Genomic DNA, 25418 nt, shown 5'->3' with positions numbered 1-25418 from the left:
AACAAAGGGAGCTATATGCTCCCTTTTTTGATAATTTCAGTGTTACATAAGGTCTTTTGCAGTAAGAACCTTCTGACATGAAGGATGCTTCATCAAATGCGTTAAATAGGCTTCAATTTCAGGAAACTGGCTAAGTAAGTTATAAGGCCTAGGTAAACATGATAGGTAATGGATCATAGGAGCGATTAAGGCATCGGCAATACAAAGCTGCTCAGAACCCAGCAGCCTTCTTTGTTTAAGCTCTTGAGAGAGGACAGCAAGAGCTTCAATCGCCTTGGGTTTTGCTTTTTCGATCTCTTCCATTCTAGGGGTTGAGTTTTCCCCTTTTGGGAAAACAAATTCAAGCATGTAATCTCTTATAATGGCTTTATCAATGTCGATAGAGATGATGGCACATAATGCATCATGTGAAGCCTTGTCTTCTGCGCTAGCTGGTTGAAGTTGCGGGCCTTCGAAATTTACATCGATGTAACGGCAAATACTTGCGGTTTCAGGAATCATCAAATCGTTATGGATTAACACTGGCAACTTACCAAAAGGGTGTAATTTTAAGTGTTGCTCACTTTTGTAATCTACCTTTTCTCCGTGTACTTCAAAACCTGTTTTATAGAGTAAATTCTTTTCTTCACATACCAAAGCAACGCTGCGAACAAAGTTAGAGAAACTTGGTCCGTATACTTGTAATACCTTTTTTGACATAACTAATCCTATAATTTATGCATCAATGAGATAGCTTTCAATTTAGATTACTTTAAAATATGTTCAAGAACATATTTTAGTTTTGTGAAATAATCTAATTTTTGTAGTGAGATAATGACATGGCATGGAATAAAGAACATAAAGCGCAATCTAAAGATAAAATTTTGCAAAGTGCAGCGATGTTATTTACCCATCATGGTTTTGAGCAAGTTTCTATTGATCAAGTGATGGAAAAAGCAGAGATGACACGAGGAGCCTTTTATAGTCACTTTGCGTCTAAAAGTGAATTGTATGCTCAAGCACTTGCCAAAGCTTCGCTGCTAGCACAACAGCGAATATCGACAGGAACACGAAATGATATAAAGGAGCTTGCACGCAACTACCTAAGCGCTCAGCACTTAAATGATATATCTGAGCAAGCGTGCCCACTAGCTTTTCTAGTTTCTGATATCAATCAGCAAGATGAAAAAGTTAAGGCAACCTATACAGAGATTTTTGAAAAATTCATTCAACAAGCTCAACATGTAACCCAGAACCGTGCGTTGGCAATACAAAATACAGTATTGATGATAGGAGGACTGGCTATTGCACGTGCATTAGAAAATGCTGAATTGAGATCAGAAGTTTTAAGAGCATGTCAAAATGCAGTAAAAGATTCAGCTAATAAATGCGATTAATGTTAGCTTGGTAGTGTTTGTGGCAAATAGATTAATTGAAGGTATTGCTAGTGAATTTTGATGTAGAGTTAGCCGTTGTTTTATTAAATATTGTAATTATTTTTGTTGCGTACTTTTCGGTATATCCTAAAGTGGCAGGCCTGAATATGAATAAAGTGGCTTGGTTAGATACCTTGGCATCATGTCTGGCATTAGTCATTGTGGGTTATAAGTACTGGGGAACAGGACAGACATTTAACTTGTTGATTATTGAGGTGAATTGGTTTTGGTTTACCTTGCTTAGTTATGCGTTATTAGAAATACCCGTTGCATTATTCTACTTTAGAAAGTTATTTTTTAAGCAACGTTAACGAATGCCTTTCAGGTAGAATAGAGAACAGCAAGCCTTCACGTAAAGCGCCTGTAGAGAGAACTAATTCTGTAATGTTGAGGCAATTAAATAGGGCAATTAAAATACTCAAACCACTGGCTAATACCGGTATTCTGTCAGCTCTTAAACCCGCAATCGAAATTTTATCCATCTGCTGACAACCTAACAATTGGTTTTTAACGTCTTCAAGAACGCTTAAGGAAATAACGGGTTCTTTGTTCTGGTGAGATAATATTTCAACTAAAGCCTGCATGGTACCTGAGCTACCCATGGCAATTTGCCAACCTTGTTGAATATATAATTGAGCAACAGTATTAATTTCAAATGATGCTGCGGCAATAGCCTTACTGAAGTTTTCTTCGTTGAGTAAATTATCGCTGAAGTGATGGCTTTTGTAACTAACACAGCCAATATTAAGGCTTACAGCCTGTGTTGCAGAACATCCTTTACCGACAATTAGTTCTGTACTTGCACCGCCAATATCTAGCACTAAACGATTGTCTAAAGAGCAGCCCGCAGCACTTGTACAAGATGCGCCAGCATAAATAGTATGAGCTTCCTGAATGCCAGAAAGTATATTTATAGGTAAAGGCAAAATGTTATTAGCTGTCTGCAAGAAGTCTTCAGCATTAGTGGCTATTCGTAATGTCGCGGTTGCAACAATTTTAATATTGTCTTTTGGAATGCTGGCTAAATGTTTAGCAAATAAACTGAGGCATTTAAGCCCACGATTTATTGCTTCTTGGTTTAAAAAATTTTGATGATCTAGACCTGAAGCTAAACGTACCTTCTGTTTAACTTTATTAACAATATAAACTTCATCATTAATGAGTTGGGTAATAAGTAAATGAAAGCTATTAGAGCCTAAATCAACCACAGCATAATGATCATCACCGTATTGTGGAATATTACTATCTACAGTCACTGCTTTTACCTATTACCGTTACTCTATAAGGACTTAGTTATGTCGAGGTCGATGATTACTACCGCTTCTTCTATTTTGGTTACCGCCTCGTTGGCCATTTGGTCTATGACGACGCTGTCTTGGCTTAGGTTTTGGTAAATCAGTGAGTAAAGCGTCATGATCGTATTTACTTACAGGAAGAGGGTGCTCAATATATTGTTCAATGGCAGGCAAATTAAATACATAACCTTCACAAGCTAAGCTTATGGCATGACCTGTTGCACCTGCACGACCAGTACGACCAATTCGGTGTACATAATCTTCACAATCATCCGGTAAATCGTAATTGAATACATGAGTAACCGCTGGGATATGTAGACCTCGGGCAGCAACATCTGTAGCCACCAAAATATCTAAATGGCCTTCGGTGAACTGTTCTAGTATTTTTAAACGCTTTTTCTGGGCAACATCACCGGTTAATAGGCCAACACGAATTTTATCGGCGATTAGGTGATCATATAACTTTTCACAAGTATGTTTAGTATTAGCAAAAATAATTGCTTTTTCAGGCCACTCTTCTTCAATCAAGGTTTGTAAAAGTGCCATTTTATCTTCGTTTGAAGGATAGAAAAGTTCTTCAGTGATACGTGTATTGGTTTTTTGTTCAGGCTCTACTTCAACACTGGTTGGTTCATTCATGTGCTCAAAAGCAAGCTCTTTAACGCGGAATGACAATGTTGCTGAGAACAACATGCTTAAACGTTCAGTGGCTGGTGGCATTTTATTGAACATATAACGAATGTCTTTAATAAAGCCTAAATCGAACATGCGATCTGCTTCATCGAGCACAATGACTTCAATATTTTTTAAGTTATAAACGCCTTGTTTCATGTAGTCTATGAGTCGACCACAAGTGCCAATAAGAATATCTACACCTTGTTCTAATTCTAGACGTTGACTTTCATAACCTTCGCCCCCATATACAATACCAAGGCGTAAGCCTGTGCTTTTAGCCATTTCTAGCGCATCACGATGAATTTGAATAGCTAATTCACGTGTAGGTGCCATGATCAAAGCACGAGGTTGATTATGATTAGGTGCTTCTTTTTGTAATAATTGATGGAAAGTGGCGGCTAAAAAAGCAATTGTTTTGCCTTCACCTGTTTGTGCTTGGCCAGCAATATCAGTGCCTTGGACAAGTACAGGTAAAGATTTTGCCTGAATAGACGTACAATATTCGAAGCCCATGGCCTCTAATCCGGTCACTACTTGCGGGGCAAGATTTAGGTCAGCGAATTTTGTTTGAGTTAAATGTGTTTTTTTCATAGCGCTAGCTTAACATCTTAGTTAGTTAATAACTAATTAATAACCAATTAATCGGCTAGTAAGCTAAAAAACACGCTGGAAAACATAGGCAATAAATATCCTAATGGGTATACTATTGTTAATTTAAGAATATTTAGGCCATGTGCCATAAGTTACGGAGAAAGAAATGAGCGATAAAATTGTTCAGCTAACTGATGACGGTTTTGAAACAGATGTTCTACAAGCATCAGGTTTGGTATTAGTTGATTTTTGGGCTGAATGGTGTGGCCCATGTAAAATGATAGCACCAGTACTAGATGACATTGCTGATGAATATGAAGGCAAGGTTACTATTGGTAAGCTAAACATCGATCAGAACTCAGGTACACCACCAAAGTATGGTGTACGTGGTATCCCAACGTTATTATTATTTAAAGATGGCGAAATGGTTGATACTAAAGTAGGTGCTTTATCAAAAACTCAGTTAAAAGAGTTTTTAGATAAAAACCTATAGCACTCAAAGAAAAGCCCAACTTCTTAGTTGGGCTTTTTTATTACGGATAATGAAATACCGTACTGTTGAGAAGCGAAAGATTAAAATATTTGCTTACATTTTTAATGCTGCCTTTACCTCTTCAGCATTTAATGCTAAATTTAAAACCTGAGTAAAAAATACATATCTCTACCCCTATTCTAATTTTTAAAAAATTAACAATACAGATGTTGGCAATCGCCGAAACATATTCACTTAAAATAGTTTAAGAAAATCCACTATGAACCTTACTGAACTGAAAGAAAAATCCATAAGCGACTTAGTTAGCTTAGCTGAATCTATGAAGCTAGAACACCTTGCTCGCAGTCGCAAACAAGACATCATATTTGCCATCTTAAAATCGCATGCTAAAAAAGGTGAAGATATTTTTGGTGGTGGGGTATTAGAAATACTTCAAGATGGGTTTGGTTTCTTAAGATCAGCCGATTCTTCTTACTTAGCTGGGCCTGATGACATCTATGTATCTCCAAGCCAAATTCGTCGATTCAGTATGCGAACGGGTGATACGATTCACGGTAAAATTCGTCCACCAAAAGATGGCGAACGCTATTTTGCGTTATTAAAAGTCAATGAAGTTAACTTTGATCGCCCAGATAATTCTCGCAATAAGATTTTATTTGAAAATTTAACGCCAATTCATCCAACAGATCGTATTACCATGGAACGTGGTAATGGCTCTACCGAAGATATTACTGCTCGAGTATTAGACTTAGCATCTCCTATTGGTAAAGGCCAACGTGGCTTAATCGTTGCGCCACCAAAAGCAGGTAAAACCTTATTACTACAAAATATTGCTCAAAGTATTGCCCATAATCACCCTGAAGCTGAGCTTATGGTATTGCTTATTGACGAGCGCCCAGAAGAAGTTACTGAGATGCAACGCTTAGTAAAAGGTGAAGTTGTTGCGTCAACATTTGATGAACCAGCTAGTCGACATGTTCAAGTTGCTGAAATGGTGATAGAGAAAGCGAAGCGTCTTGTTGAACATAAGAAAGACGTCATTATCCTTCTTGATTCAATTACTCGTTTAGCACGTGCATATAATACGGTAATCCCATCTTCTGGTAAGATCTTAACTGGTGGTGTTGATGCTAACGCACTGCATAGACCAAAGCGTTTCTTTGGTGCAGCACGTAACATTGAAGAAGGCGGTAGCTTAACGATTATTGCGACAGCACTTATTGAAACTGGCTCGAAGATGGATGAAGTAATCTACGAAGAGTTTAAAGGTACTGGTAATATGGAATTACATTTATCGCGTAAAGTGTCAGAAAAACGCGTATTCCCAGCAATTCATATTAATCGCAGTGGTACTCGTCGTGAAGAGCTAATCACTAAACCAGATGAATTACAAAAAATGTGGATACTTCGTAAGATCGTTCATGAGATGGATGAAGTAGGCGCAATAGAGTTCTTGATTGATAAGTTAGCTATGACGAAAACGAATAATGAATTTTTTGATTCGATGAAGCGTAAGTAGTAAAGCTAATAGAGAAAAAAACCAGTCGTTATGGCTGGTTTTTTTGTTTGGAAAAGGTTAAAAACCGTTATATTAATTTCAATTAAATAGTCTTTAACACGATGAAATACAAAGATTTAAGAGATTTTATACAGCAATTAGAAGCGCAGGGTCAGCTTAAGCGTATTAAGCAGCCTATTTCTACGCATTTAGCGATGACTGAGATTAGCGATCGTACCCTTAGAGCTAAAGGTCCTGCCTTATTGTTTGAAAATGCTGTTGATGAGCATGGCAATCCTTTTGATATGCCTGTACTGACTAACCTTTTCGGCACACCAGAACGGGTCGCCTTGGGTATGGGTCAAACAGAAATTAGCGCTTTAAGAGAAGTTGGTAAACTTTTGGCAACGTTAAAAGAGCCTGAACCACCGAAAGGTTTTCGTGATGCACTTGATAAATTACCGATATTTAAGCAAGTACTTAATATGCCGGTTAAAAGGGTAAAAAAAGCACCATGTCAAGAAATTGTACTTTCAGGTGATGACGTTGATTTAACTAAACTTCCTATTCAAAGTTGTTGGCCTGGCGATGTTGCACCTCTAATTACTTGGGGTTTAACCATTACCAAAGGGCCATTTAAAGAAAGACAAAATCTTGGTATTTACCGTCAGCAAGTATTAGCTAAAAATAAAGTTATCATGCGATGGTTATCACATCGCGGTGGTGCTTTAGATTTCCAAGAGTTTAAAAAGAATAATCCAGGGGAAAATTACCCGGTATCTGTCGCCCTAGGTGCTGATCCAGCTACCATTTTGGGCGCGGTAACACCTGTACCTGATACCTTATCTGAGTATGCCTTTGCTGGTTTACTTCGTGGCGCGAAAACAGAAGTTTGTAAATCAGTAAGTAACGATCTTGAAGTACCTGCAACAGCAGAAATTATTCTAGAAGGTTATTTAGCACCAGATGAGTTGGCGCCAGAAGGACCTTATGGTGATCATACTGGGTATTACAATGAAGTTGATGATTTCCCTGTATTTACCGTGACTCATGTGACTATGCGAAAGGAAGCGATCTATCATAGCACATATACTGGCCGTCCACCTGATGAACCTGCAATATTAGGCGTTGCTTTAAATGAAGTATTTATTCCTATTTTGCAAAAGCAGTTTCCAGAGATCCAAGACTTTTATTTGCCTCCAGAAGGTTGTTCTTACCGCTTAGCGGTAGTTACCATTAAAAAGCAATATGCTGGTCATGCAAAAAGAGTCATGATGGGGGTGTGGTCATTCTTACGACAATTCATGTATACCAAGTTTGTTATTGTCTGTGATGACGATGTAAATGCCCGTGATTGGAATGACGTTATTTGGGCAATGACTACCCGAATGGACCCAACACGAGATACGGTATTAATTGATAATACTCCCATTGATTATTTAGACTTTGCCTCGCCAGTGTCGGGATTAGGTTCTAAAATGGGTTTAGATGCTACTAATAAATGGCCGGGTGAAACGGATAGAGAGTGGGGGGTTCCGATAGAAATGACCCCAGAAGTTAAACAATATGTTGATGATATTTGGAATGATCTTGATATTCTGTCACCAACAAAAGATGAAGGTTAATTGAATGAAGACAGTTAGTTGTCAGATACAATCGTTAACATCGTTAACGCAGCACGTTTATAAGGTTTTATTAAAGCCGAGCGAGCAAGTGTCATTTGCCCCAGGCCAATACTTAAACTTTGTTATGAGTGACGAGGATAAGCGACCATTTTCTATTGCAAGTTCACCCAATAGTGAGTTAATTGAACTACAAATTGGTGCTTTTGTTGCTGACAGTTATCCGATGCAAGTGATAGATCGTATCAAAGCTTGCCAAGAAAGCGGAGAGCCAGTAACGATAGAAATGCCACTAGGCCAAGCTCAGTTGAGAGAAGGTAGTGAACGACCGCTGTTATTATTAGCTGGTGGTACGGGCTTCTCTTACATTAAGTCAATGTTCGAGTACCTTGCAGAGCAAAAATCTGAACGTCATATCATGGTCTATTGGGGAGTAAGAGAGGCAAGTGCTTGTTATGAGCTTGAAGAAACAGCCGAGATTATTGCGTCGCTACCCCATGCTAATTTTATTCCGGTTGTAGAAAACCCTACGGCTGATTGGCAAGGAAAAACAGGCTTAGTTCACCAAGCGGTCATGCATGACATTATTAGCCTAGAACCTTATGATATTTATCTTGCTGGTCGTTTTGAAATGGTTGGTGCAGTAAGAAGTGATTTTGTTGAACATGGCGCATTATTAGAGCATATGTATGCTGATGCTTTCGCATTTATTTAAGCCAAGCTCAGCTTATTTAATGGGTTCATAACATGAAAAGCCGCTAGTAAACACTAGCGGCTTTTTTTGATGAGCAAGTTGAGTTTTCTTACTTTACCGCCAAGCTAGAATGATGATAAATCTAAATTTACATACACTTCAAATAGCTAGCTAATTTCTTATCTCGAGTTGAGGTTATAGTAGTAAGCCGCCATCAATATGAATAAGTTGCCCAGTAATATATTGCGCTTTATCGCTTAATAAAAAATGGCATAAATCTGCGACTTCATCAGGCTGACCTAAACGTGAAGCAGGAATTCTGTTTAAAATATTCTGTATAGATTGCTCAGATAATGGCTGGTGGTCAGGTGAATTTTTCTTAATATAACCCGGTACAATAATATTAGCGGTAATACCTTGGCTAGCATATTGCCCAGCATAGGATTTTATTAGGGATTCAAGGGCTGCTTTGGCCACTGAACAAGCGGGTACAATACTGCTTCCTACAATAAATTTATGTGCTAAAAAAGAGCTAACCGCGACAACTTTACCTGCTTGTCCTGTGATATCTTTTGTTTTGAGTAACCAAGGTGTAGTTTGAGTTAATAAATTAAAGCTTGCTTGCACTATTACTTGATATGAATGCAACAGGCCCTGTTCATCTAACTCATCAAAGTTTCGCCAAACAGGAAAGCCTGCATTACAAATCAGGCCGCTAAGGTGGCTGGTAAGATTAGATAAAGTTGTTTTAATCGCTTGTATCGTTTGCTCATTAGCAAGGTCACCAAAATGACAATGTACAGTTGCGCCTTTGTTTTCACATGCCTTGGCAACCTCTGCTAAACCAGCCTTATTTTGCTTGGTATGCAAGATAAGTACACTGTGCTTAGTTGCCAACTGCAAACTGATCGCTGCACCTATGCCGCTGCCTGCTCCGGTAATTATATAGATATTAGGTTTCATGTTATTGCCTGTGAAATAAAAATGGCCAGATAAACTGGCCATGTAGTCTATTCTATTTTCTCAATGCGATTGTGATACAGACTGATGAAAGTCATTTACATCAGTTATTTGCTTAGCATTATTTGTTTCAACAAAAGGTTGCTCTTTAAAGTTTTTGCCGCGCATTTGTACCATCACTCGACCAAAAGCTTCGGTTTGATTTAGCTGCTTATATAAATCTTTAATGTCGGTCAACTCTAGCGCCTCAATCGCTTTAATCAGCTTGGCTTTACTGTCAAAACTAAGTTTGTTTTTACGCCAGTCACTGATAAAGGCAGATGATTCTTCTGCTAAGTTTTTAGGTGGTTGAGTTAAAGAGATTAAAACACTTTTACGTATAGTATTAAACTCTTCTGCAGTCAGTTCAGCTAACTCAGCTGTGAACGAGTCGCGAAATGCTGCGATACGTTCAATAACGGCAGCAGGTCCTTTCGCTGGTGACTGGATATAAAACCCAAGCAATATTTGCTCGCGTAAAGCTTGGCTGAAGAAACCAACAGAGTAGGCAAGTTGCTCTTCAGTACGTATTTGATTAAATAACGCAGGCTTTAAAACCTTTTGTAGCACTTTGGCAGCGGCATATTGATTAATATCAAAAGGTGCCATATAGAAATCACCCACCGCAATATCATTCATATCGACATCTTGTTGCCAATTAAAAGTTTTACCCGTTTGAGGTTTGAATGTTTTGGTGAAATAAATCTCTAAAACTTGTCGAGATTTAGGTAATAAACTCTCCAAATATTTAGCCGTTTTTACTACTTGTTGTTCACTGTAATTACCAAAGGCAAAAATATTTAACTTCGCTTTATTGAGTAATTGATCTCTAAAGGCATGTAACTCTGCTGGCGTAATGCTAGCAACTTCAGCTAATAATGACTCATCTGAAAATTCATCTAAGTTAACAATCTTATTAAACTGAGGGAAAAGCTGATTTAAAAGCATATGTTTTTGTTTGCTTTCAATGCCAGAAACAAATGAAGCTTTTAAATTATCTAATTGAGCGGTACTGACTTGATAATCTAAAATGCTTTGATAGGCGTTAGATAATAGTTGTTGCTGCTTATTCGTAAAACCACTTGCCGTTAAATACAAGCCATTATAACTACCTACGTTTAGGCGCATACCTGCAGCCGAGGCTTCAGAGCTTAATGTGGTTAAATTCATACGTAAGCCATCTGAAAGTAGCGCGGCTAGCACATGATTACGTGCAGACTCTTTGTCAAAGCCACTATTAAAGTTTGCTGAAAAACTGCCTTTAGGTTGGGTAAAGTGTTTAGAATGGGCAAGGTAAACGTTTAACCCTGTTTCATTGATTAATGTTTTTGGTTTTTCAGTATGTTGCGCTGTAACAATATCGAAATTCTCAGGCATTAAGGTATTCGGTGTCGGTAGAGATAAGCTAATTTCTACACTAGCTTTTTGCCATTGCTGGCGTAATTCTTTGCTAATAGGTTCAACTTGATATTTGCCAACAAAAAAATCCATTTCTGTATTAGTTGGTTGGGCTTTATCTATATAGAAAACACGTGCATTTTCAAGGGTAAGCTGCTCGAGTACTGCATTAATCGCAGCGCTATTAAAGCGTTGGTATTCGTAGTTGCTACTTAAGACATAACTAGCCGGAGTATCTTGCAGGTTAGCAGCAATTTGCATGGCATAAGAGTAGTCATCAATTTTTTCTTTAAACTGAAAAGAGTTGCTTAACGACTGCTTAATCTCTTTAAAGTATTTAGCATCAATGCCTTTTTCTTTAATTAACGCAAGATAATCAAAGATAGCTCCAACAACGGCATCACGATTTTTCAGCCCTGTTTCTGTTAACATCGCATATATAGTGAAGCTACCCGCGTTGCCATACTCACTAGCATTGCTACTAGCCCATAAATTTTCGGTATAGCCTAATTCTCGAAGAGTTGATGCTAATGTGCCAGGCATTTCATTACCTAACAAATAACGTAAGTAGAAATTAGGTTTTACTGCAAATTGCTCAGAATTATCGTCGATAACAAATTTTACCTGTAACTGTTTCATATCAGTTTGTGGCACGTAATGAACGAGTTTTTGTAAATGTTCTTCATTAGCAACAGGGGTATTTATTATGGGTTTTGGCGTGTTTTTATTGGTAATCTTGCCAAAATGCTCTTTCGCTAATTTCTGCATGTCAGCTAAAGGTAAATGGCTGATCATGACTGCTTTCATTAAGTTTGCTGAGTAATATTTGTCATAAAAAGCAACCAGTAAATCTTGCAGCTTTTGATTTTCTTTGTCAGATAGTGACTCTAAATTACCCCAGTTAAACTGTGATATAGGGTGATCTGGGTTAAGAGTGTAACCGTCAAGCTGACCCATAATAACCCAGTCATTTGGCCCTTTTTGACTCCACTCTGAATGTACAGCATTACGCTCTTTATCGGCATATTTCTCATCTAACAATGACTCATAGAAAAAGCGGCTAAAGCGCTTTAGTGCTTCATCATAAGCATCATTATTCACTGACACCATATAGTTGGTGTGATCTAATTCCGTATAAGCATTTTCACTACCGCCATTGCGACTGATAAACTCGTTATATTCGTTAACATCAGGGTAGGTTTTTGTGCCTAGAAATAGCATATGTTCTAAATAATGCGCTAAGCCACCAAACTCTTCAGGCTCTTGCAATGAACCGACAGCAACACTCAATGCAGCAGCCGACTTCTCTATAGAGGGATCTGATACCAGCATAACTTCAAGCTCATTTTCTAGCACAATAGCCTTGTACTGACGACTATCTTTATTGCTTTTTACAATGGTGGTTTGCTCAAGGGGGGAGGTTGCAATGTTATTGATTGATGTATTTTGTTGGCTAATGGTATTGCTCTGCTGGCAAGCAGTGAGCAGCACAACCAAGAGTGAAATGTTCCAGTATTTCAAGGCTGTTCTCCTGACATGATAAAATAGTAATTGTATACTATAGCCAGTGTTAACAGAATGTAAAATAATACTTAGTAACGAATTATTTCTTCCTAAGTACTATTTTATTTTAACGGGGCATATTGCTTTATAGTTGATGGACCTTAAGCCAGATCCTATTCGCATCTTCAGTACGCTTATCGTTTGTGAGAGCAATGGCTAATGCGACTAAATCTTGGCGATCATATTGTTCGCCTTCTAGTTTTATCAAGCTGCCAAATGCTTTTTCAGCCATTGACCATTGTGCTGCATTCACCGCAAGGTGGCCTAAGCAGCTTAACCATTTCGCACTTTGCATATTGTTATGAAGGTGCTTTTGTACAATGCTTATGAGTTCATCAGCTTGCTTGATAGGTAACGAGCGAATGCTCTTTAAAAATTGCTCACTTGGTGATTTCTTAATTAACGGCACTAATAGTTTGTTTAATGGTTCGGTAATATCTTGTTCAGCAAGTACCGTGCAGTAGGCTAATAAGATATTTTCACGGTGCTTAAGTTTACGTGCGATACTCTGCCAATAGCCATGTAAGCTATCCTTATCTTTTTGCTGGATAATTTGATTAAAGGTGCCATAAAAAGCGCTATTCTCCCAAGCTATGATCGTTTGCTCACTCAAGGCTTTTTCTTTACGGGCAGCGGGTAAGTAATCAATGGCTGTTTGATAACGGTGTTCAATCAGGCACAAGTCAATTTCTAGTGATAATAACCTAGCATCATGACCAATTTGCTTATGGTGCTCATCGATAATTTCGCGCGCTTTAGCATATGAGGCTTCATTATCCTGATTCATTAATAATTTAACTTTAATGATGACACTTTCAAGGTTTAGTTCTTTTTCTTTACTGGTTTCTTGTTCAAGTAAGGCAAGATAGTGATTGGTGTTATCATCAAGGGCTAATTTAGCTGACGCTGATGCCGCCATTAAATAGGCGCTTTGTTTGCGTTTAGAGGGGATGGCACTTTTAGCAAACAACTGCTCGGCTTGGCTATAATCTTCAAGCATATACGCAGCTAGAGCTTTGTTAAAGTTAGCAATGCCGCGTCGCTGGCTGGCAAACACCACGGTATTCCATGCAGCAAAACTAAATTTAAAGCCGCCTTTAATCACTTTAAATGCAACAAAGCAAACGATAAAGGCGATTATCAACATGATGATCGCTGATAAAACCGTAGACTCAATCGTTGTCTCACCTATGGCGATTAAGATATAGCCTTTTTCACCAATAAGCATTGGGCTAAAAGCAAGTACGGCAAAAAAAGCAATTGCAATTAAGATGAGTCTAATCATAACTCATCTCCACTTGCCTCAATGACTGGTGTTGCTTCTTCTTGTTTAACTGCGGGTAATGTAGAACTATTTTGTTCATTAATCAGTATGGTTAATGCTGATAACGATGCCAAATTATTTGGGTAATCATAATGAATAGTGTGAGTTTTTAACTGAGTTAATGCTTCACTAAATTTCTGATTGATAGGCGCTTGCATGTCGAAAAATTCATTCAACCACAGTTGAATATCTGACAAGGTTTGTTGATAAATCTCTGTTTTTTTCTGACTTGCAGCCCAAAGTGCTAGCTGAACTTTTAAGCTAAGATTTTGCTTTAAGTGTTGCTGCTGTTCTGGTGCCATTAATGGCTCAACCATACCGGTTCTACGACGGACGGTAATAAAGTCACTCAAGAACTTTTGATAGGTTTTTTTCAGGTTTTCTTGCCAGTCATTAATGTCATCACTCAATTCAAAGTTCTGCTCTTGGGTAAGTGATTCACCCAAATCAACACCCGCTAAGGGTAAGTCACTACTTTGCTTATTAAGTGCCATGAGTGACAGTACCGCTTCTTGCGTTTGCAATGTTGGCATTAATTCAAGGCGTTTAATATCTTGGTGGATTAACTCGCGAACGGGTAAAAATGCGGGATTATCTAATTCGTTTAAACGTTTGTCGGCATCATTAAGCAGGCCAACGGCTGCTTTAGTGTCTTTCTCAAGCCACATAGTGCGAGCAGCAATGCGAATTAAGTATTCTGCTTCATGTATTAACCAATCACTTGGTTGGCGGTTGGCTAAACGAGTTTCTAGTTGGTTAATTTCTTGGGTTAATTTAGCTATTTCTTGCTGGCTAGCTTTATCTGCTTGTGCGGTTTTTTGCTGTAATTCAGCAGAAAATGCTTGTTGCTGCTGTAATAATGCTTGCTTTAATTGGGTGGTAACGGCTTGTTTTATTTTATGTTCACTTGTTGCAATAACTGAGTCGTTTTGTGCTTTAAAGTCACTCAATGTTTGTGTAGATTGCTGTTGCTGCCAAAAGTAATGACCAGCACTTGCTGCAATACTTAAGCAAGCTATAACTAATGCGATAGCTGAAAGCGTATTACTGCCTTTCGCCTTCGCCGTTGTGGTATTAACCGCAGTGTTTTTTATTTCACTATTTACTTTGCTTTTGCTATTCGTTTTCGTTTTATTCTTACTCGTTGCCTTATTGTTTGCAGGTTCAGGTTTTTTAACATCACTGAGCTCTTTTTCTAACGATGCTAGTTTGTCATCTTCTGTTTGAGTATCATGAGTTTTGTTTGCGTCTTTTTCAGAGGTCATCTTATTGGTTTCAATACTGGCGGCTAATGAATTGCTATTGTCAGGTACAGGTGATGCGGTATCGGTTGATGAATGCTCAGCATCAGTATTTGTGGTGTCTTTCTTAGTCATATTAGTTTTGCTCTGAGGTATCTTCTTTTTCGACATTGCTCTGTTCCAATTATGGCAAAATTAAAGTTGCTTTATTTGTTGGCTAATTATGCTATCACTAGCGCCATTCATATTGATGACGTGTTGTAACCCTAATGATAGGGCATTATCAGCAATTCTTTGGCTAGCAACGAGCCAAATACATTTTTTTCGCCAGTACTCATGGGAGCAGGCATCATCATTTGTCGCTTCATTGGCATTGTAGAGTGCGTCAATAATGTCTACTAGCTTAGTTAATATAGCGTTACTGGTAACGACAATACAATTAATTTGCTGTGCTTGCCATTGTTTTGCAATACTTTTTGGGAATGTTCGCCATACACGTTGATAACTTTCAACATAGTTTACCCTTGCACCACGCTTGGTAAGTGTTTGCGCTAAATGTTCTCGACCACCATCACCGCGAAATATCGTGATTCTTTTGTCTTTTACCTTAAGTAGCTCATCAAGGGCTAATAAGCCTTCACTATTTTCAATGCTAGGTGATTTAACCCGATTGATGCCAAGCTTAAGTAGAGCTTGTTGTGTTGCTTTGCCAACAGCAAAAAAGGATTGTTTAGCAGCTTGTACTAAAGGAAAGTTACGATGAGCAAACTCAACCGCGGCAACACTAACAAATATAATGGAGTCGCTGGTATTTAATGCATGGCTTACTGTTTGACTGTCAGTAAAGTTTTGGTAATCAAACAAAGGTTGGCTACTGGCCGTGATACTTTGTTGTTGTAGATAAGAAACTAAAACCTGAGCTTTTGGCTCAGGTCTTGTCACAAGTACATTTGCTGGTTGGGTTAGCAATGGCTTACCTATTAGTCGTTAGCAGAGTCACTATACACTTGCTTTAAGATTTTATCAGCGCCACGGCTTAATAATTCTTGTGCTAATGCATCACCAAGGGCTTCACCTTGCTCTATAGGGCCTGTGATTTCACTTTCAATCATTTCGCTGCCATCAACAGCACCGACTAAACCTCTAAGGTATACGTCTTTACCATCTTCAGAAATAACACCATAACTACCAATAGGTACTTGGCAACCGCCTTCAAGGGCCTTATTCATGGCTCGCTCTGCTAAAACACGCACGCGTGTGGTTTTACATTCTAATGGCGCTAATAAAGCTTTAATATTTTCATCGTCAGTACGGCATTCAATACCTACAGCACCTTGGCCATTGGCTGGAAGCATCTCTTCTGGCTCGATAAATTGAGCAATACGATCACTCATTTTTAATCGAATAAGGCCAGCTGAGGCGAGAATAATGGCATCATATTCACCATCATCTAATTTTCTTAAACGTGTATTGACATTGCCGCGCAAGTCACGAATATCAAGATCAGGGCGTTTTGCTTTTAATTGGCATTGGCGACGTAAACTTGAAGTACCTACAATGGCACCTTCAGGTAAGTCAGCAAGTGCTTTATAAGTATTTGAAACAAAGGCATCACGTGGATCTTCACGAGGGCAAATAACTTCTAAGCCAAGACCTTCAGGAAAATCTACGGGTACGTCTTTCATTGAATGCACTGCGATGTCGGCGCGATTCTCTAACATGGCAACTTCAAGCTCTTTCACAAATAAGCCTTTACCGCCAACTTTTGCCAACGGGGTATCTAAAATGATATCGCCTTTAGTTGTCATTGGGACTAGTTCAACGTTGATATCAGCGTGAAAGTGCTCAAGTTGGGCTTTTACATATTCAGCTTGCCATAAGGCTAATGCACTTTTACGCGTCGCAATGCGTACAGTTTTATTGTTCATTTACGTATCCAATTTCTAAATAATGGTTATTCGGCGCTAAGTTTTATCTCAGTATCAGCTTGCTGGCTAACGGCTTGTGATAAAAACTGCCAAAATTCATCGCCAGCACGCTTATCATGCCAAGTCTCATTTTCATAAATAAAGTGGTGACCATTAAATTTAGTGGCGACCCATATCTCATGCAATGGTGCTTGTTTATTAATAATTATTTTGCTGGCGTTTTTAAAGGTCAGCGTGAGTAAACCGCCAACTCCTTCATAATCTATATCGACACCACAGTCTTCAATCGCTTCTTCAACGGCAAGTAGTAGCTCATCTGCGATTAAGTTGTATTGGCTATCGTTCATTCTCTATCCTTTGTCATGTGCTCTACGATTAGTTGAGCAGATAATATCTTCTAAGTAATTCACTTGGCTAGGTAGATGTGAGTATAATAGCAATCAGACAAAATAAATATAGACTCTAAGTGGTTAAGTTAAGTTAAAAAGCTTGATTTGAACGACTTTCATAGCAAAAACTGTAATTATGCAACTAACTCGACACGGTTCTACCTCAATTGCTCAAATAATACTGTGCTTAATCACTGCGGTGGTTATGTCGGCTTGTGGTGTTAAAGGTGACTTGTATCAAACACAAGAGCCCGCTAAGCCTGAAGTTGAACAAACGGAAAAAGCACAGCCTGATAAAGAAAAGGGCAGCCAAAGTAACTCACCAAATGAGACAACAAATTAAATGTTAGTAAACTTTTCCAAAATGCACGGTTTAGGTAATGACTTTTTAGTATTAGATAATGTTACCCAAAATGTTTATTTATCAAATGAGCAAATAGCGCAATTAGCAAACCGAAATTTTGGTGTAGGTTTTGATCAATTATTGGTTGTTGAACCGCCATACGATCCGGATTTGGATTTTCATTATCGTATTTATAATGCTGACGGTAGTGAGGTAGGTCAGTGTGGTAATGGCGCACGTTGTTTTGCTCGTTTTGTACGCATGAAAGGTTTATGTACAAAAAATAAAATTAAGGTATCAACCAGCACTGGAAAAATGACCTTATTTATTGAGCGAGACGGTAATGTGTCGGTTAATATGCCCGTACCTCAGTTCGAACCAAGTAAAATTCCTTTTACCGCACAAAAAACAGAAGGTACTTATATTCTACGTAGTGAATCTGAAACGGTGTTATGTGGCGTTGTTTCAATGGGCAATCCTCATTGCGTGGTAACTGTAGATGATGTTGCTACGGCTGATGTTGATGTGTTGGGGAAAGAATTATCTGAGCACGAACGCTTTCCAAAGCAAGCCAATGTTGGCTTTATGGAAGTGGTTGCTGATAATCAAATAAAACTGCGCGTTTATGAACGTGGAGCTGCCGAAACGTTAGCATGTGGAAGTGGTGCTTGTGCCGCTGTTGTTATTGGGCAAATGCAAAAAAAATTAGCAAGACAAGTCACCGTTGAGTTACCCGGTGGAAAATTAAGAATCTTTTGGAAGGGGCCTGGACACCCAGTAAAAATGTCAGGACCTGCCGTACACGTATTTGATGGCCAGTTATCAATTTAATGAATAAAAAAGACCCCAATAAAATGAATGAAATTCAAGAAAGCATCAACCGTGATGAAATTCCTTTGGAAGACGAAGTTATCGTGACATTTCTCCAAGATAATCCAGAGTTTTTTCAGCGTAATGAAGCGTTAGTCGCTAACTTACGACTTGCCGATAAGCAACGAGGCACTGTATCGTTGGTTGAGCGTCAACAACAGCAACTGCGCTTAAAAGTGCAATCACTTGAAGATGAAATAACCCAGTTAATTTCTGTTGCAAATCATAATGAAGAATTATTCACCTTATATAGCGATTTATACCTTAGGTTAATTGACTGTCAATCGGCGCAAGAATTGCTAGATTGTTTGCACCAAACAACAACAGAATTGCTATCTTTATCGGCATTTAAGGTTTGGTTAAAGCCGGATTTACTTAACGAAGCGGTAAGCTCCCATAAAAGTATTTCAGAAAATGACTGTGCTGGAGTAATGCAAAATCGATTATCAAATGAAGACTATTATTTCGGTCGATTACAAGGCACAGAGCAAGAATTGATCTTTGCTCAGCAATGTTCAGGTTCAGTGGTGCTAGTTAAGTTGGAGCATGATGACGTTGAACTTGGTTTTCTTGCAATCAGCAGTCAAGATGCTCACCATTTTGATCCTCGTATGGATACTTTATTATTAAGTCAATTCAAACGCTTAACTGCAAAATTAATTAGCCAACAGTTAAAGGTTAAGTAAAAGGAACCACGTCAGTGAAGTTTCATCGACGCTTGAAGCCGTTTAAGGCCATTAGCTTTGATTTAGATGATACCTTATATAGCAATGGCCCAATTATGGCTGCCATTGATATAAAGATGGTGCAATATTTTGCACAGTTAATGCCAAAGCAAGCTCAGGTTTTTGATGTGAAATTTTGGTGGCCATTTCGCCAACAAGCTATTCAGCAGCATGGTGATTTAGCTCATGATGTGGTGGCGGTGCGTTTTGAATGCTATCGATTAGGCTTACTGTCGTTAAACTACAGCGAAGTTGTTGCCTGCACAGAAGCACAAGCAGCATTGGATTACTTCATTAGTTTACGCAGTGACTTTACTGTGCCTGAGGTAAGTCATCACTTGTTAGCAAAGTTAAGTGAGCAGTTACCTATAGTAGCGATAACTAATGGCAATGTGGACGCTAATGCAATAGGTATTGCACCTTATTTTTCTGCTATATATCATGCGGGCTTTCAAGTTAATCATACATCAACCCTTGCTCAAGGTAGCCTTTTTAAACAAAAGCCTCGCCATGATATGTTTCATGTTGCCTGCGAACAATTACATATTAAGCCTGAAGAATTGTTGCATGTGGGTGATTGTGGTAACGCTGATATTTTTGGGGCAATAAATGCGGGCTGTCAAACCGCTTGGTTACCTAAATATGGTGTAGGTAAAGCCATAAAAGTTCTACCTCATATTGAATTGAACGAAGTTAATGAGCTATTACGTTTGCTCTAGTTGCAAATTTTTACGCTGATTTACAGAACATAATCTACTGTATATAATAACAGCCTTGTACTATGGGCAATCAACAAGTGAATACTACTTTTTGCACATAGTTAGTATTATTTTTGAGTGATGCTCCCGGTTATATGGGTAAGCCATCGCTTTTTCATTACCCTATTTAAGCTACCGATTAAGGCTTACCTCCTATGGATGTCTCTGAACTACTTAATTCTTTGAATGATAAACAACGTGAAGCGGTTGCTGCACCTAAACAAAATATGTTGGTACTTGCGGGTGCTGGCTCAGGTAAAACACGTGTTTTGGTACAACGTATTGCATGGCTAATGAAAGTTGAACAGGTTTCTCCCCATAGTATTTTAGCGGTAACTTTTACCAATAAAGCGGCCGCTGAAATGCGTGCTCGTGTAGAGCAAACGGTTGATGGTAATACTCATGGCATGTGGATTGGTACTTTCCATGGCTTAGCTCATCGACTACTGCGCATGCATTTTCAAGAGGCTAATTTGCCGCAAAGCTTTCAGGTGCTTGATAGTGACGATCAAGTGCGTTTGGTGAAAAGAATTGTGCGTTCACTGGAGTTGGATGAGAAAAAATGGCCACCAAAACAATTTGTTTGGTACATCAATGGCAAAAAAGATGAAGGGCTAAGACCACAGCACATTGATGCACAATTTGACCCAAGTGAAGCGGTTTTTGTCAAAGTATATAAAGCTTATCAAGAAACCTGTGATCGCGCAGGGCTAGTCGATTTTGCTGAGTTGTTATTACGTGCCCATGAGCTGTGGCTAAATAATCCTGAATTGCTATCACATTATCAGCAGCGCTTTAGTCAAATATTGGTCGATGAATTTCAAGATACCAATGCCATTCAATATGCTTGGTTAACCATGCTAGGTAAGGCGCGCAGTAAAGTGATGATTGTTGGTGATGATGATCAATCAATTTATGGCTGGCGTGGCGCAAAAATTGAAAATATAGAGCGTTTTTTAACAGAATATCAAGATGCCCAAACCATTCGCTTAGAGCAGAACTATCGTTCAACGGGCAATATCCTCAATGCTGCCAACCAACTCATTAGCAACAATAATAATCGTATGGGTAAAGAGCTTTGGACTAATGATGATGCTGGCGAAAAAATTGCCATTTACACGGCTTTTAATGAAATAGATGAAGCGAGATTTATCAGCGGTAGAATTAAACAGTGGCGTGAAGACGGAAAAAGTTTAGATGAAGTGGCGATTTTATATCGATCTAATGCCCAATCGCGCTTACTCGAGGAAGCCTTACTGCAAGGCCAGTTGCCATATAGAATCTATGGCGGACAACGATTCTTCGAGCGTCAAGAAATTAAAGATGCGCTGGCGTACATGCGCTTAATTAACAATCGAGATGATGATGCTGCATTTGAAAGGATTATTAATACACCAACACGTGGCATTGGCAATCAAACCATCGCGTTAGTGAGAGATGCCGCTCGCGGTTCAGAAATTACTTTATGGCAAGCGTGTCAGCATATGCTGCAAGAGAACTTACTAAAAGGACGCAGCGCAAAAACCATTAAAGCCTTTATCGAATTAATTGAGCAACTTGAAGATGACTCAAGCAATTTAGACTTAGATCAACAAGCGAACTTTATTATTCAGCACAGCGGATTAAAAGCGATGTACCAAGCTGAAAAAGGTGAAAGAGCAGCGCAACGTATTGAAAACTTAAATGAATTAGTCACAGCCTGCCAAACCTTTGAAAGTGATCCTGAGTTAGAAGAAGAGCAAACGCCCCTGACAGCATTTTTAACCCATGCGGCATTAGAGTCGGGCGAATCACAAGCTGATGATTATGAACCAGCAGTGCAACTCATGACCATGCACTCTGCTAAAGGATTAGAGTTTCCTTTAGTCTTTATTGCTGGTCTTGAAGAAGGCATGTTCCCTTCGCAGCAGTCAGTTGAAGAAATAGGGCGTTTAGAAGAGGAACGACGACTTTGTTATGTGGGCATGACAAGAGCGATGCATAAGCTATACTTATGCCATGCAGAAAGTCGGCGCTTGTATGGGCAAGAAAAGTTTCATAAAGCGAGTCGATTCCTCAGAGAGCTACCTGAAGATTGCATTGAAGAAATACGTATGCAGAATCAAGTTTCTCGACCTGCAAATAAGGGTCGGTTTTCTTCAACGATTACAATGGAAACCTTTGAAAATACTGGTTTTAGCTTGGGTCAAGGCGTTGTTCATGCTAAGTTTGGCGAAGGGGTGGTACTTAATTATGAAGGCTCGGGAGCACAGAGTAGAATTCAAGTGAATTTTGCTGATGTTGGCACTAAGTGGTTAGTAGTTGAATATGCGAACCTAACGGCAATATAGCAGGTTTTATTAGATAAAAGGTGAAGGTATGACAAAACGATTATTGGTGGTTGAAGACAGTAAACCCATAGCAACGGTTATTAAGCAAATAGCACAATCGTTAAAGTATGAAGTTGTTATAACCACCAGTTTGGCAGAGGTCGAAAACCTTTTATCAACCGATAATGACTTTTTTGCTGCCACAATTGATTTTGCATTACCTGACGCTCTTGATGGTGAAGCCATTGCTTGTGTGTTATCTCATGGTATTCCAGGCGTGGTTATTACGGGTAAGATGGATGATGAAACACGACAGAAAATTTTAGCACAACCTGTCATTGATTATATTCCTAAAGAAAATAGCCAAGCCTTTCTTTATTTGAAGCGTATTTTAAGCTGGCAAATTACCAATAAAGACAACGCGATTCTTGTGGTAGATGACTCGTCCTCTGCACGTAATCATGTTGTTGAGCTATTAAAGCGAAGAAACTTTACTGTGTTTACCGCTAATAATGGTGTGCAAGCATTAGAAAAGCTCAAGCAGCAAAAGAATATTAAAATGGTTATTACTGATCTCGAAATGCCTGAAATGGATGGTATTGAACTGACTAATGAGATTCGAAAAATCTATTCTAGAGAGCAGCTTGCGGTTATCGGTATTTCAGGCGCATCTAATGGTATTCATTCTGCACGTTTTATCAAAAATGGTGCTGATGACTTCTTACGTAAACCGTTCTGCCCAGAAGAGTTTTACTGTCGAATTACGCAAAATATTGAAAGCTTGAATAATATCGCCAAAATTCAACATGCAGCGAATACCGATTATTTAACTGATTTAGCAAACAGGCGAGCCTTTTTTAGAAGTGCAGAACAAAGAATACAAGGTTACATTAAAAAGCAGGTGCCTTATTGTTTGGCTATGATTGATATTGACCACTTTAAGCGTATTAATGATCAATATGGTCATGACTGTGGTGATCAAGTATTAAAAGTACTAGCACTTTATATGCGTAAGCATTTTGGCTCAGGTTTAACGGCTAGGTTAGGTGGTGAAGAATTTGCCATTTTGATGCATGGCATTGATACAGATAACCTTTACAATAAATTAGATGACTTCAGACGGGAAATTGCCATAGCGACGATCCCTGTGGGTGAACATCATTTATCTACAAGTATCAGTTTAGGTGTAGTATTTAGTAGCCATGAGCCATTATCTAAACAGATGAGTGAAGCGGATAGTGCTTTGTATTCAGCGAAAGAAAATGGCCGAAATCAAGTGGTTGTATTTGGCGCGGAAGAGCACTAATTACAACCCTCACGGATAACCTCTGACAAATCAAAAAAGCGAAGAAGGCTAAGCTTTCTTCGCTTTTTTATGCTTTAAAGAATCTAAACTGTATATTACTAAAGCTGCCCAAATAAAAATAAAAGTGACCAATTCAGCTAATTTCATCGTTTCCTGATAATAAAAAGTGGCTAATAAGAACATGATACTTGGCCCTAAATACTGGAAAAAACCTAAGGTAGACAGGGTTAATCGTTTAGCTGCGGCAGTGAAACATAAAAGCGGAGCCGTGGTAACAATCCCCGCCATGATCAAGGTGATATTGAGGCTAGTTTCATTGGCGAGCATGTTAGCCGTTTCACTTTCGACAAATAAAAACCAATATATAAGCGCAATGGGCAGCATGAGTAATGATTCAATAAATAAACCGATAAACGAATCAACATGCAGCTTTTTTCTCAATAAACCGTAAATACCGAATGAGCCTGCAAGAGCCAATGAAATCACAGGTAATTCACCTAATGTGATCACTTGAATCAAAACACCAAGGGTGGCTAAGCCGACAGCAATGGCTTGGTTTTTCCTTAATCTTTCATGAAAGAAAATCATGCCAAGGGCAACGTTAAACAGCGGATTAATGTAATAACCAAGACTGGCGTCTAATAGGTGATCATTATTGACAGCCCAAATAAAAATAAACCAATTAACGGCAAGGAAACTTGCTGACAAGGTCAGATTTGCAATGACTTTAGGTTGTTTTAATACAGTCAGCAAGGCTGATGATTTCTTCATGGCTAAAATCATCAGCAATAAGAAAACACTCGACCAAATGACACGATGCATTAAAATTTCACCGGCAGCAATGTCGGTGAGTAATTTAAAATAAATAGGGGCAAAGCCCCAGAGAAAGTAAGCACCTAACGCATTAAAGATACCAGATTTTGATTCTGTATTGTTGGGCTTGCTTTGCGCTGAATTCATGCAGAAGTTCGTGTTTAAGTGAATGGATAATCATTATAACATGAGAAAACGTTAGCTAAGTATTGTGGATAAATGAAATTTAGCAATTACTGTAAAGTCTACTCACCTAAAGTGTAACGTTATCTTAGCTATTCATAATTATGTGCATGAAAACTGTTTGCTATTATTAGCCATGAAATAGTAGTTATATAGTTTTTAAAGTGACAAAAACATGGGATATTACTTAAATAAGTAATGTAATAAATAAAGCTAAAAGGAAAATATTATGCAGTTGTCAGGAAGTTTTGAAATTACACTTGAGCCGCAGCAAGATGAACAGTCCCCAGCGGGTAGAATGTTGATTAATAAACAATACTCAGGCGGTCTTGAGGGAGTGGGTATTGGACAAATGCTAAGCAAAAGAACAGAGGCAGGTGCATCAGTTTATGCGGCTATAGAAGAGTTTGAAGGTAAGGTAAATGGCAAACAGGGTAGCTTTTCATTGTTTCATACCGGGCAAATGTCAGCATCTTCTCAAGAGTTAAACATTATGATTGTTGAAGGCTCTGGTAGCGGAGCACTTGAAGGGATCACTGGCACATTAGCAATCACACAAAGTGGCGGTGCACATGCTTATACGTTTGAATATAGTTTATAAATCTAACTAGCCATTTAAGCCTGAAGCAAAGACGAAGTATTCTCAGAGTTAATGATTAACCAACCATATAAGTGCCCGTGCCAAAAGCGATATGCTCGCCTGTCTAGAATTGTATGAGTGCATTGCCATTTAAAAAGGAATGGAATGGGTTTGCGTTTAACCAACCATGTAGGAGCTCATGCTAAAAGCGATATGCTCGCCTGTCTAGAATTGTATGAGTGCATTGCCATTTAAAAAAGAATGGAATGGGTTTGCGTTTAACCAACCATATAGGTGCCCGTGCTAAAGGTGATATGTTCACCTGTCTAGAATTGTATGAGTGCATTGCCATTTAAAAAAGAATGGAATGGGTTTGCGTTTAGCCAACCATGTAGGTGCCCGTGCT

General features: G+C 38.7%; 24 protein-coding genes. 13 read left to right on the top strand and 11 right to left on the bottom strand.

The features are described from left to right. Nucleotides 1-42: 42 nt before the first annotated feature. The gene (locus tag EPA86_RS08940) at nt 43-699 is read right to left on the bottom strand and encodes a glutathione S-transferase family protein (RefSeq protein ID WP_140603088.1); all 657 of its coding nucleotides are present in this window, start codon (nt 697-699) and stop codon (nt 43-45) included. 119 nt (nt 700-818) lie between these two features. Here EPA86_RS08940 and EPA86_RS08935 point away from each other — a divergent pair, with 119 nt between their 5' ends. Continuing rightward, nucleotides 819-1376 carry a TetR/AcrR family transcriptional regulator gene (locus EPA86_RS08935; protein ID WP_140603087.1) on the top strand — a complete coding sequence of 186 codons (558 nt, stop codon included), beginning with the start codon at nt 819-821 and terminating at the stop codon, nt 1374-1376. 50 nt (nt 1377-1426) lie between these two features. After that, complete coding sequence (locus EPA86_RS08930; protein ID WP_140603086.1) at nt 1427-1726, top strand: hypothetical protein; 300 nt, start codon at nt 1427-1429, stop codon at nt 1724-1726. Here EPA86_RS08930 and EPA86_RS08925 read toward each other — a convergent pair. Together EPA86_RS08925 and rhlB are read right to left on the bottom strand one after the other, a co-directional pair. Continuing rightward, the gene (locus EPA86_RS08925; protein ID WP_140603085.1) at nt 1706-2671 is read right to left on the bottom strand and encodes a Ppx/GppA phosphatase family protein; all 966 of its coding nucleotides are present in this window, start codon (nt 2669-2671) and stop codon (nt 1706-1708) included. The two genes, EPA86_RS08930 and EPA86_RS08925, sit on opposite strands and share 21 nt — an antisense overlap. 33 nt (nt 2672-2704) lie before the next feature. Beyond that, nucleotides 2705-3976 carry an ATP-dependent RNA helicase RhlB gene (gene rhlB / locus EPA86_RS08920; protein ID WP_140603084.1) on the bottom strand — a complete coding sequence of 424 codons (1272 nt, stop codon included), beginning with the start codon at nt 3974-3976 and terminating at the stop codon, nt 2705-2707. A gap of 166 nt (nt 3977-4142) precedes the next feature. Here rhlB and trxA point away from each other — a divergent pair, with 166 nt between their 5' ends. From trxA to fre, 4 genes are all read left to right on the top strand, one after another. Then, nucleotides 4143-4469, top strand: a complete 327-nt coding sequence (gene trxA, locus EPA86_RS08915) for a thioredoxin TrxA (RefSeq protein ID WP_140603083.1) — start codon at nt 4143-4145, stop codon at nt 4467-4469. Nucleotides 4470-4728: 259 nt separating this feature from the next. Next, on the top strand, nt 4729-5988 hold the full coding sequence (gene rho, locus EPA86_RS08910; protein ID WP_140603082.1) for a transcription termination factor Rho: 1260 nt from the start codon (nt 4729-4731) through the stop codon (nt 5986-5988). A 101-nt stretch (nt 5989-6089) separates the two neighbouring features. Next, complete coding sequence (gene ubiD / locus EPA86_RS08905) at nt 6090-7592, top strand: 4-hydroxy-3-polyprenylbenzoate decarboxylase (protein WP_140603081.1); 1503 nt, start codon at nt 6090-6092, stop codon at nt 7590-7592. Nucleotides 7593-7596: 4 nt separating this feature from the next. Then, the gene (gene fre / locus EPA86_RS08900; RefSeq protein ID WP_140603080.1) at nt 7597-8304 is read left to right on the top strand and encodes an NAD(P)H-flavin reductase; all 708 of its coding nucleotides are present in this window, start codon (nt 7597-7599) and stop codon (nt 8302-8304) included. 174 nt (nt 8305-8478) lie between these two features. Here the strand turns inward: fre and EPA86_RS08895 are convergent, their stop codons facing one another. From EPA86_RS08895 to cyaY, 7 genes are all read right to left on the bottom strand, one after another. Next, complete coding sequence (locus EPA86_RS08895; protein ID WP_170309608.1) at nt 8479-9246, bottom strand: SDR family NAD(P)-dependent oxidoreductase; 768 nt, start codon at nt 9244-9246, stop codon at nt 8479-8481. Between the two features lie 60 nt (nt 9247-9306). After that, nucleotides 9307-12201 (bottom strand): pitrilysin, encoded by a 2895-nt coding sequence (ptrA, locus tag EPA86_RS08890; RefSeq protein ID WP_140603078.1) that lies wholly within the window; start codon nt 12199-12201, stop codon nt 9307-9309. 127 nt (nt 12202-12328) lie between these two features. After that, nucleotides 12329-13528, bottom strand: coding sequence for a heme biosynthesis HemY N-terminal domain-containing protein (locus tag EPA86_RS08885; protein ID WP_140603077.1), 1200 nt, complete (start codon nt 13526-13528; stop codon nt 12329-12331). Continuing rightward, on the bottom strand, nt 13525-14979 hold the full coding sequence (locus EPA86_RS08880; RefSeq protein ID WP_140603076.1) for a uroporphyrinogen-III C-methyltransferase: 1455 nt from the start codon (nt 14977-14979) through the stop codon (nt 13525-13527). The genes EPA86_RS08885 and EPA86_RS08880 overlap by 4 nt, the downstream gene beginning before the upstream one ends. A 24-nt stretch (nt 14980-15003) precedes the next feature. Then, nucleotides 15004-15777: a uroporphyrinogen-III synthase gene (locus EPA86_RS08875; protein ID WP_140603075.1), complete on the bottom strand. Its 774-nt coding sequence runs from the start codon at nt 15775-15777 to the stop codon at nt 15004-15006. Nucleotides 15778-15788: 11 nt separating this feature from the next. Then, on the bottom strand, nt 15789-16736 hold the full coding sequence (hemC, locus tag EPA86_RS08870; RefSeq protein WP_140603074.1) for a hydroxymethylbilane synthase: 948 nt from the start codon (nt 16734-16736) through the stop codon (nt 15789-15791). Nucleotides 16737-16762: 26 nt separating this feature from the next. Beyond that, nucleotides 16763-17083, bottom strand: coding sequence for an iron donor protein CyaY (cyaY, locus tag EPA86_RS08865; RefSeq protein WP_140603073.1), 321 nt, complete (start codon nt 17081-17083; stop codon nt 16763-16765). 178 nt (nt 17084-17261) lie between these two features. Here cyaY and lptM point away from each other — a divergent pair, with 178 nt between their 5' ends. The 6 genes from lptM to EPA86_RS08835 all read left to right on the top strand — a co-directional run bounded on the left by lptM (nt 17262) and on the right by EPA86_RS08835 (nt 23436). After that, nucleotides 17262-17468, top strand: a complete 207-nt coding sequence (gene lptM, locus EPA86_RS08860) for an LPS translocon maturation chaperone LptM (RefSeq protein ID WP_140603072.1) — start codon at nt 17262-17264, stop codon at nt 17466-17468. Beyond that, entirely contained in the window at nt 17469-18299 is an 831-nt protein-coding gene (dapF, locus tag EPA86_RS08855) for a diaminopimelate epimerase (protein WP_140603071.1), read from the top strand. Beyond that, nucleotides 18299-19024, top strand: coding sequence for a DUF484 family protein (locus EPA86_RS08850; RefSeq protein ID WP_246058322.1), 726 nt, complete (start codon nt 18299-18301; stop codon nt 19022-19024). Before dapF ends, EPA86_RS08850 begins: the two co-directional genes overlap by 1 nt. A gap of 14 nt (nt 19025-19038) precedes the next feature. Beyond that, entirely contained in the window at nt 19039-19782 is a 744-nt protein-coding gene (locus EPA86_RS08845) for an HAD-IA family hydrolase (protein ID WP_140603070.1), read from the top strand. Between the two features lie 194 nt (nt 19783-19976). Beyond that, complete coding sequence (gene uvrD / locus EPA86_RS08840) at nt 19977-22151, top strand: DNA helicase II (protein ID WP_140603069.1); 2175 nt, start codon at nt 19977-19979, stop codon at nt 22149-22151. Nucleotides 22152-22179: 28 nt separating this feature from the next. Beyond that, on the top strand, nt 22180-23436 hold the full coding sequence (locus EPA86_RS08835; protein WP_140603068.1) for a diguanylate cyclase: 1257 nt from the start codon (nt 22180-22182) through the stop codon (nt 23434-23436). 48 nt (nt 23437-23484) lie between these two features. Here EPA86_RS08835 and rarD read toward each other — a convergent pair whose 3' ends face one another. Then, entirely contained in the window at nt 23485-24396 is a 912-nt protein-coding gene (gene rarD / locus EPA86_RS08830; RefSeq protein ID WP_140603067.1) for an EamA family transporter RarD, read from the bottom strand. Between the two features lie 265 nt (nt 24397-24661). Between rarD and EPA86_RS08825 the strand changes: the two genes are divergently transcribed. Further along, the gene (locus EPA86_RS08825) at nt 24662-25033 is read left to right on the top strand and encodes a DUF3224 domain-containing protein (protein ID WP_140603066.1); all 372 of its coding nucleotides are present in this window, start codon (nt 24662-24664) and stop codon (nt 25031-25033) included. The last annotated feature ends 385 nt before the right edge of the window (nt 25034-25418 follow it).

This window comes from Litorilituus lipolyticus (genome assembly GCF_006439335.1).
GTDB lineage: Bacteria > Pseudomonadota > Gammaproteobacteria > Enterobacterales > Alteromonadaceae > Colwellia > Colwellia lipolytica.
The sequence above is the reverse complement of the archived record's forward strand: the minus strand, read 5'-3'. Positions and strand labels throughout refer to the sequence as shown.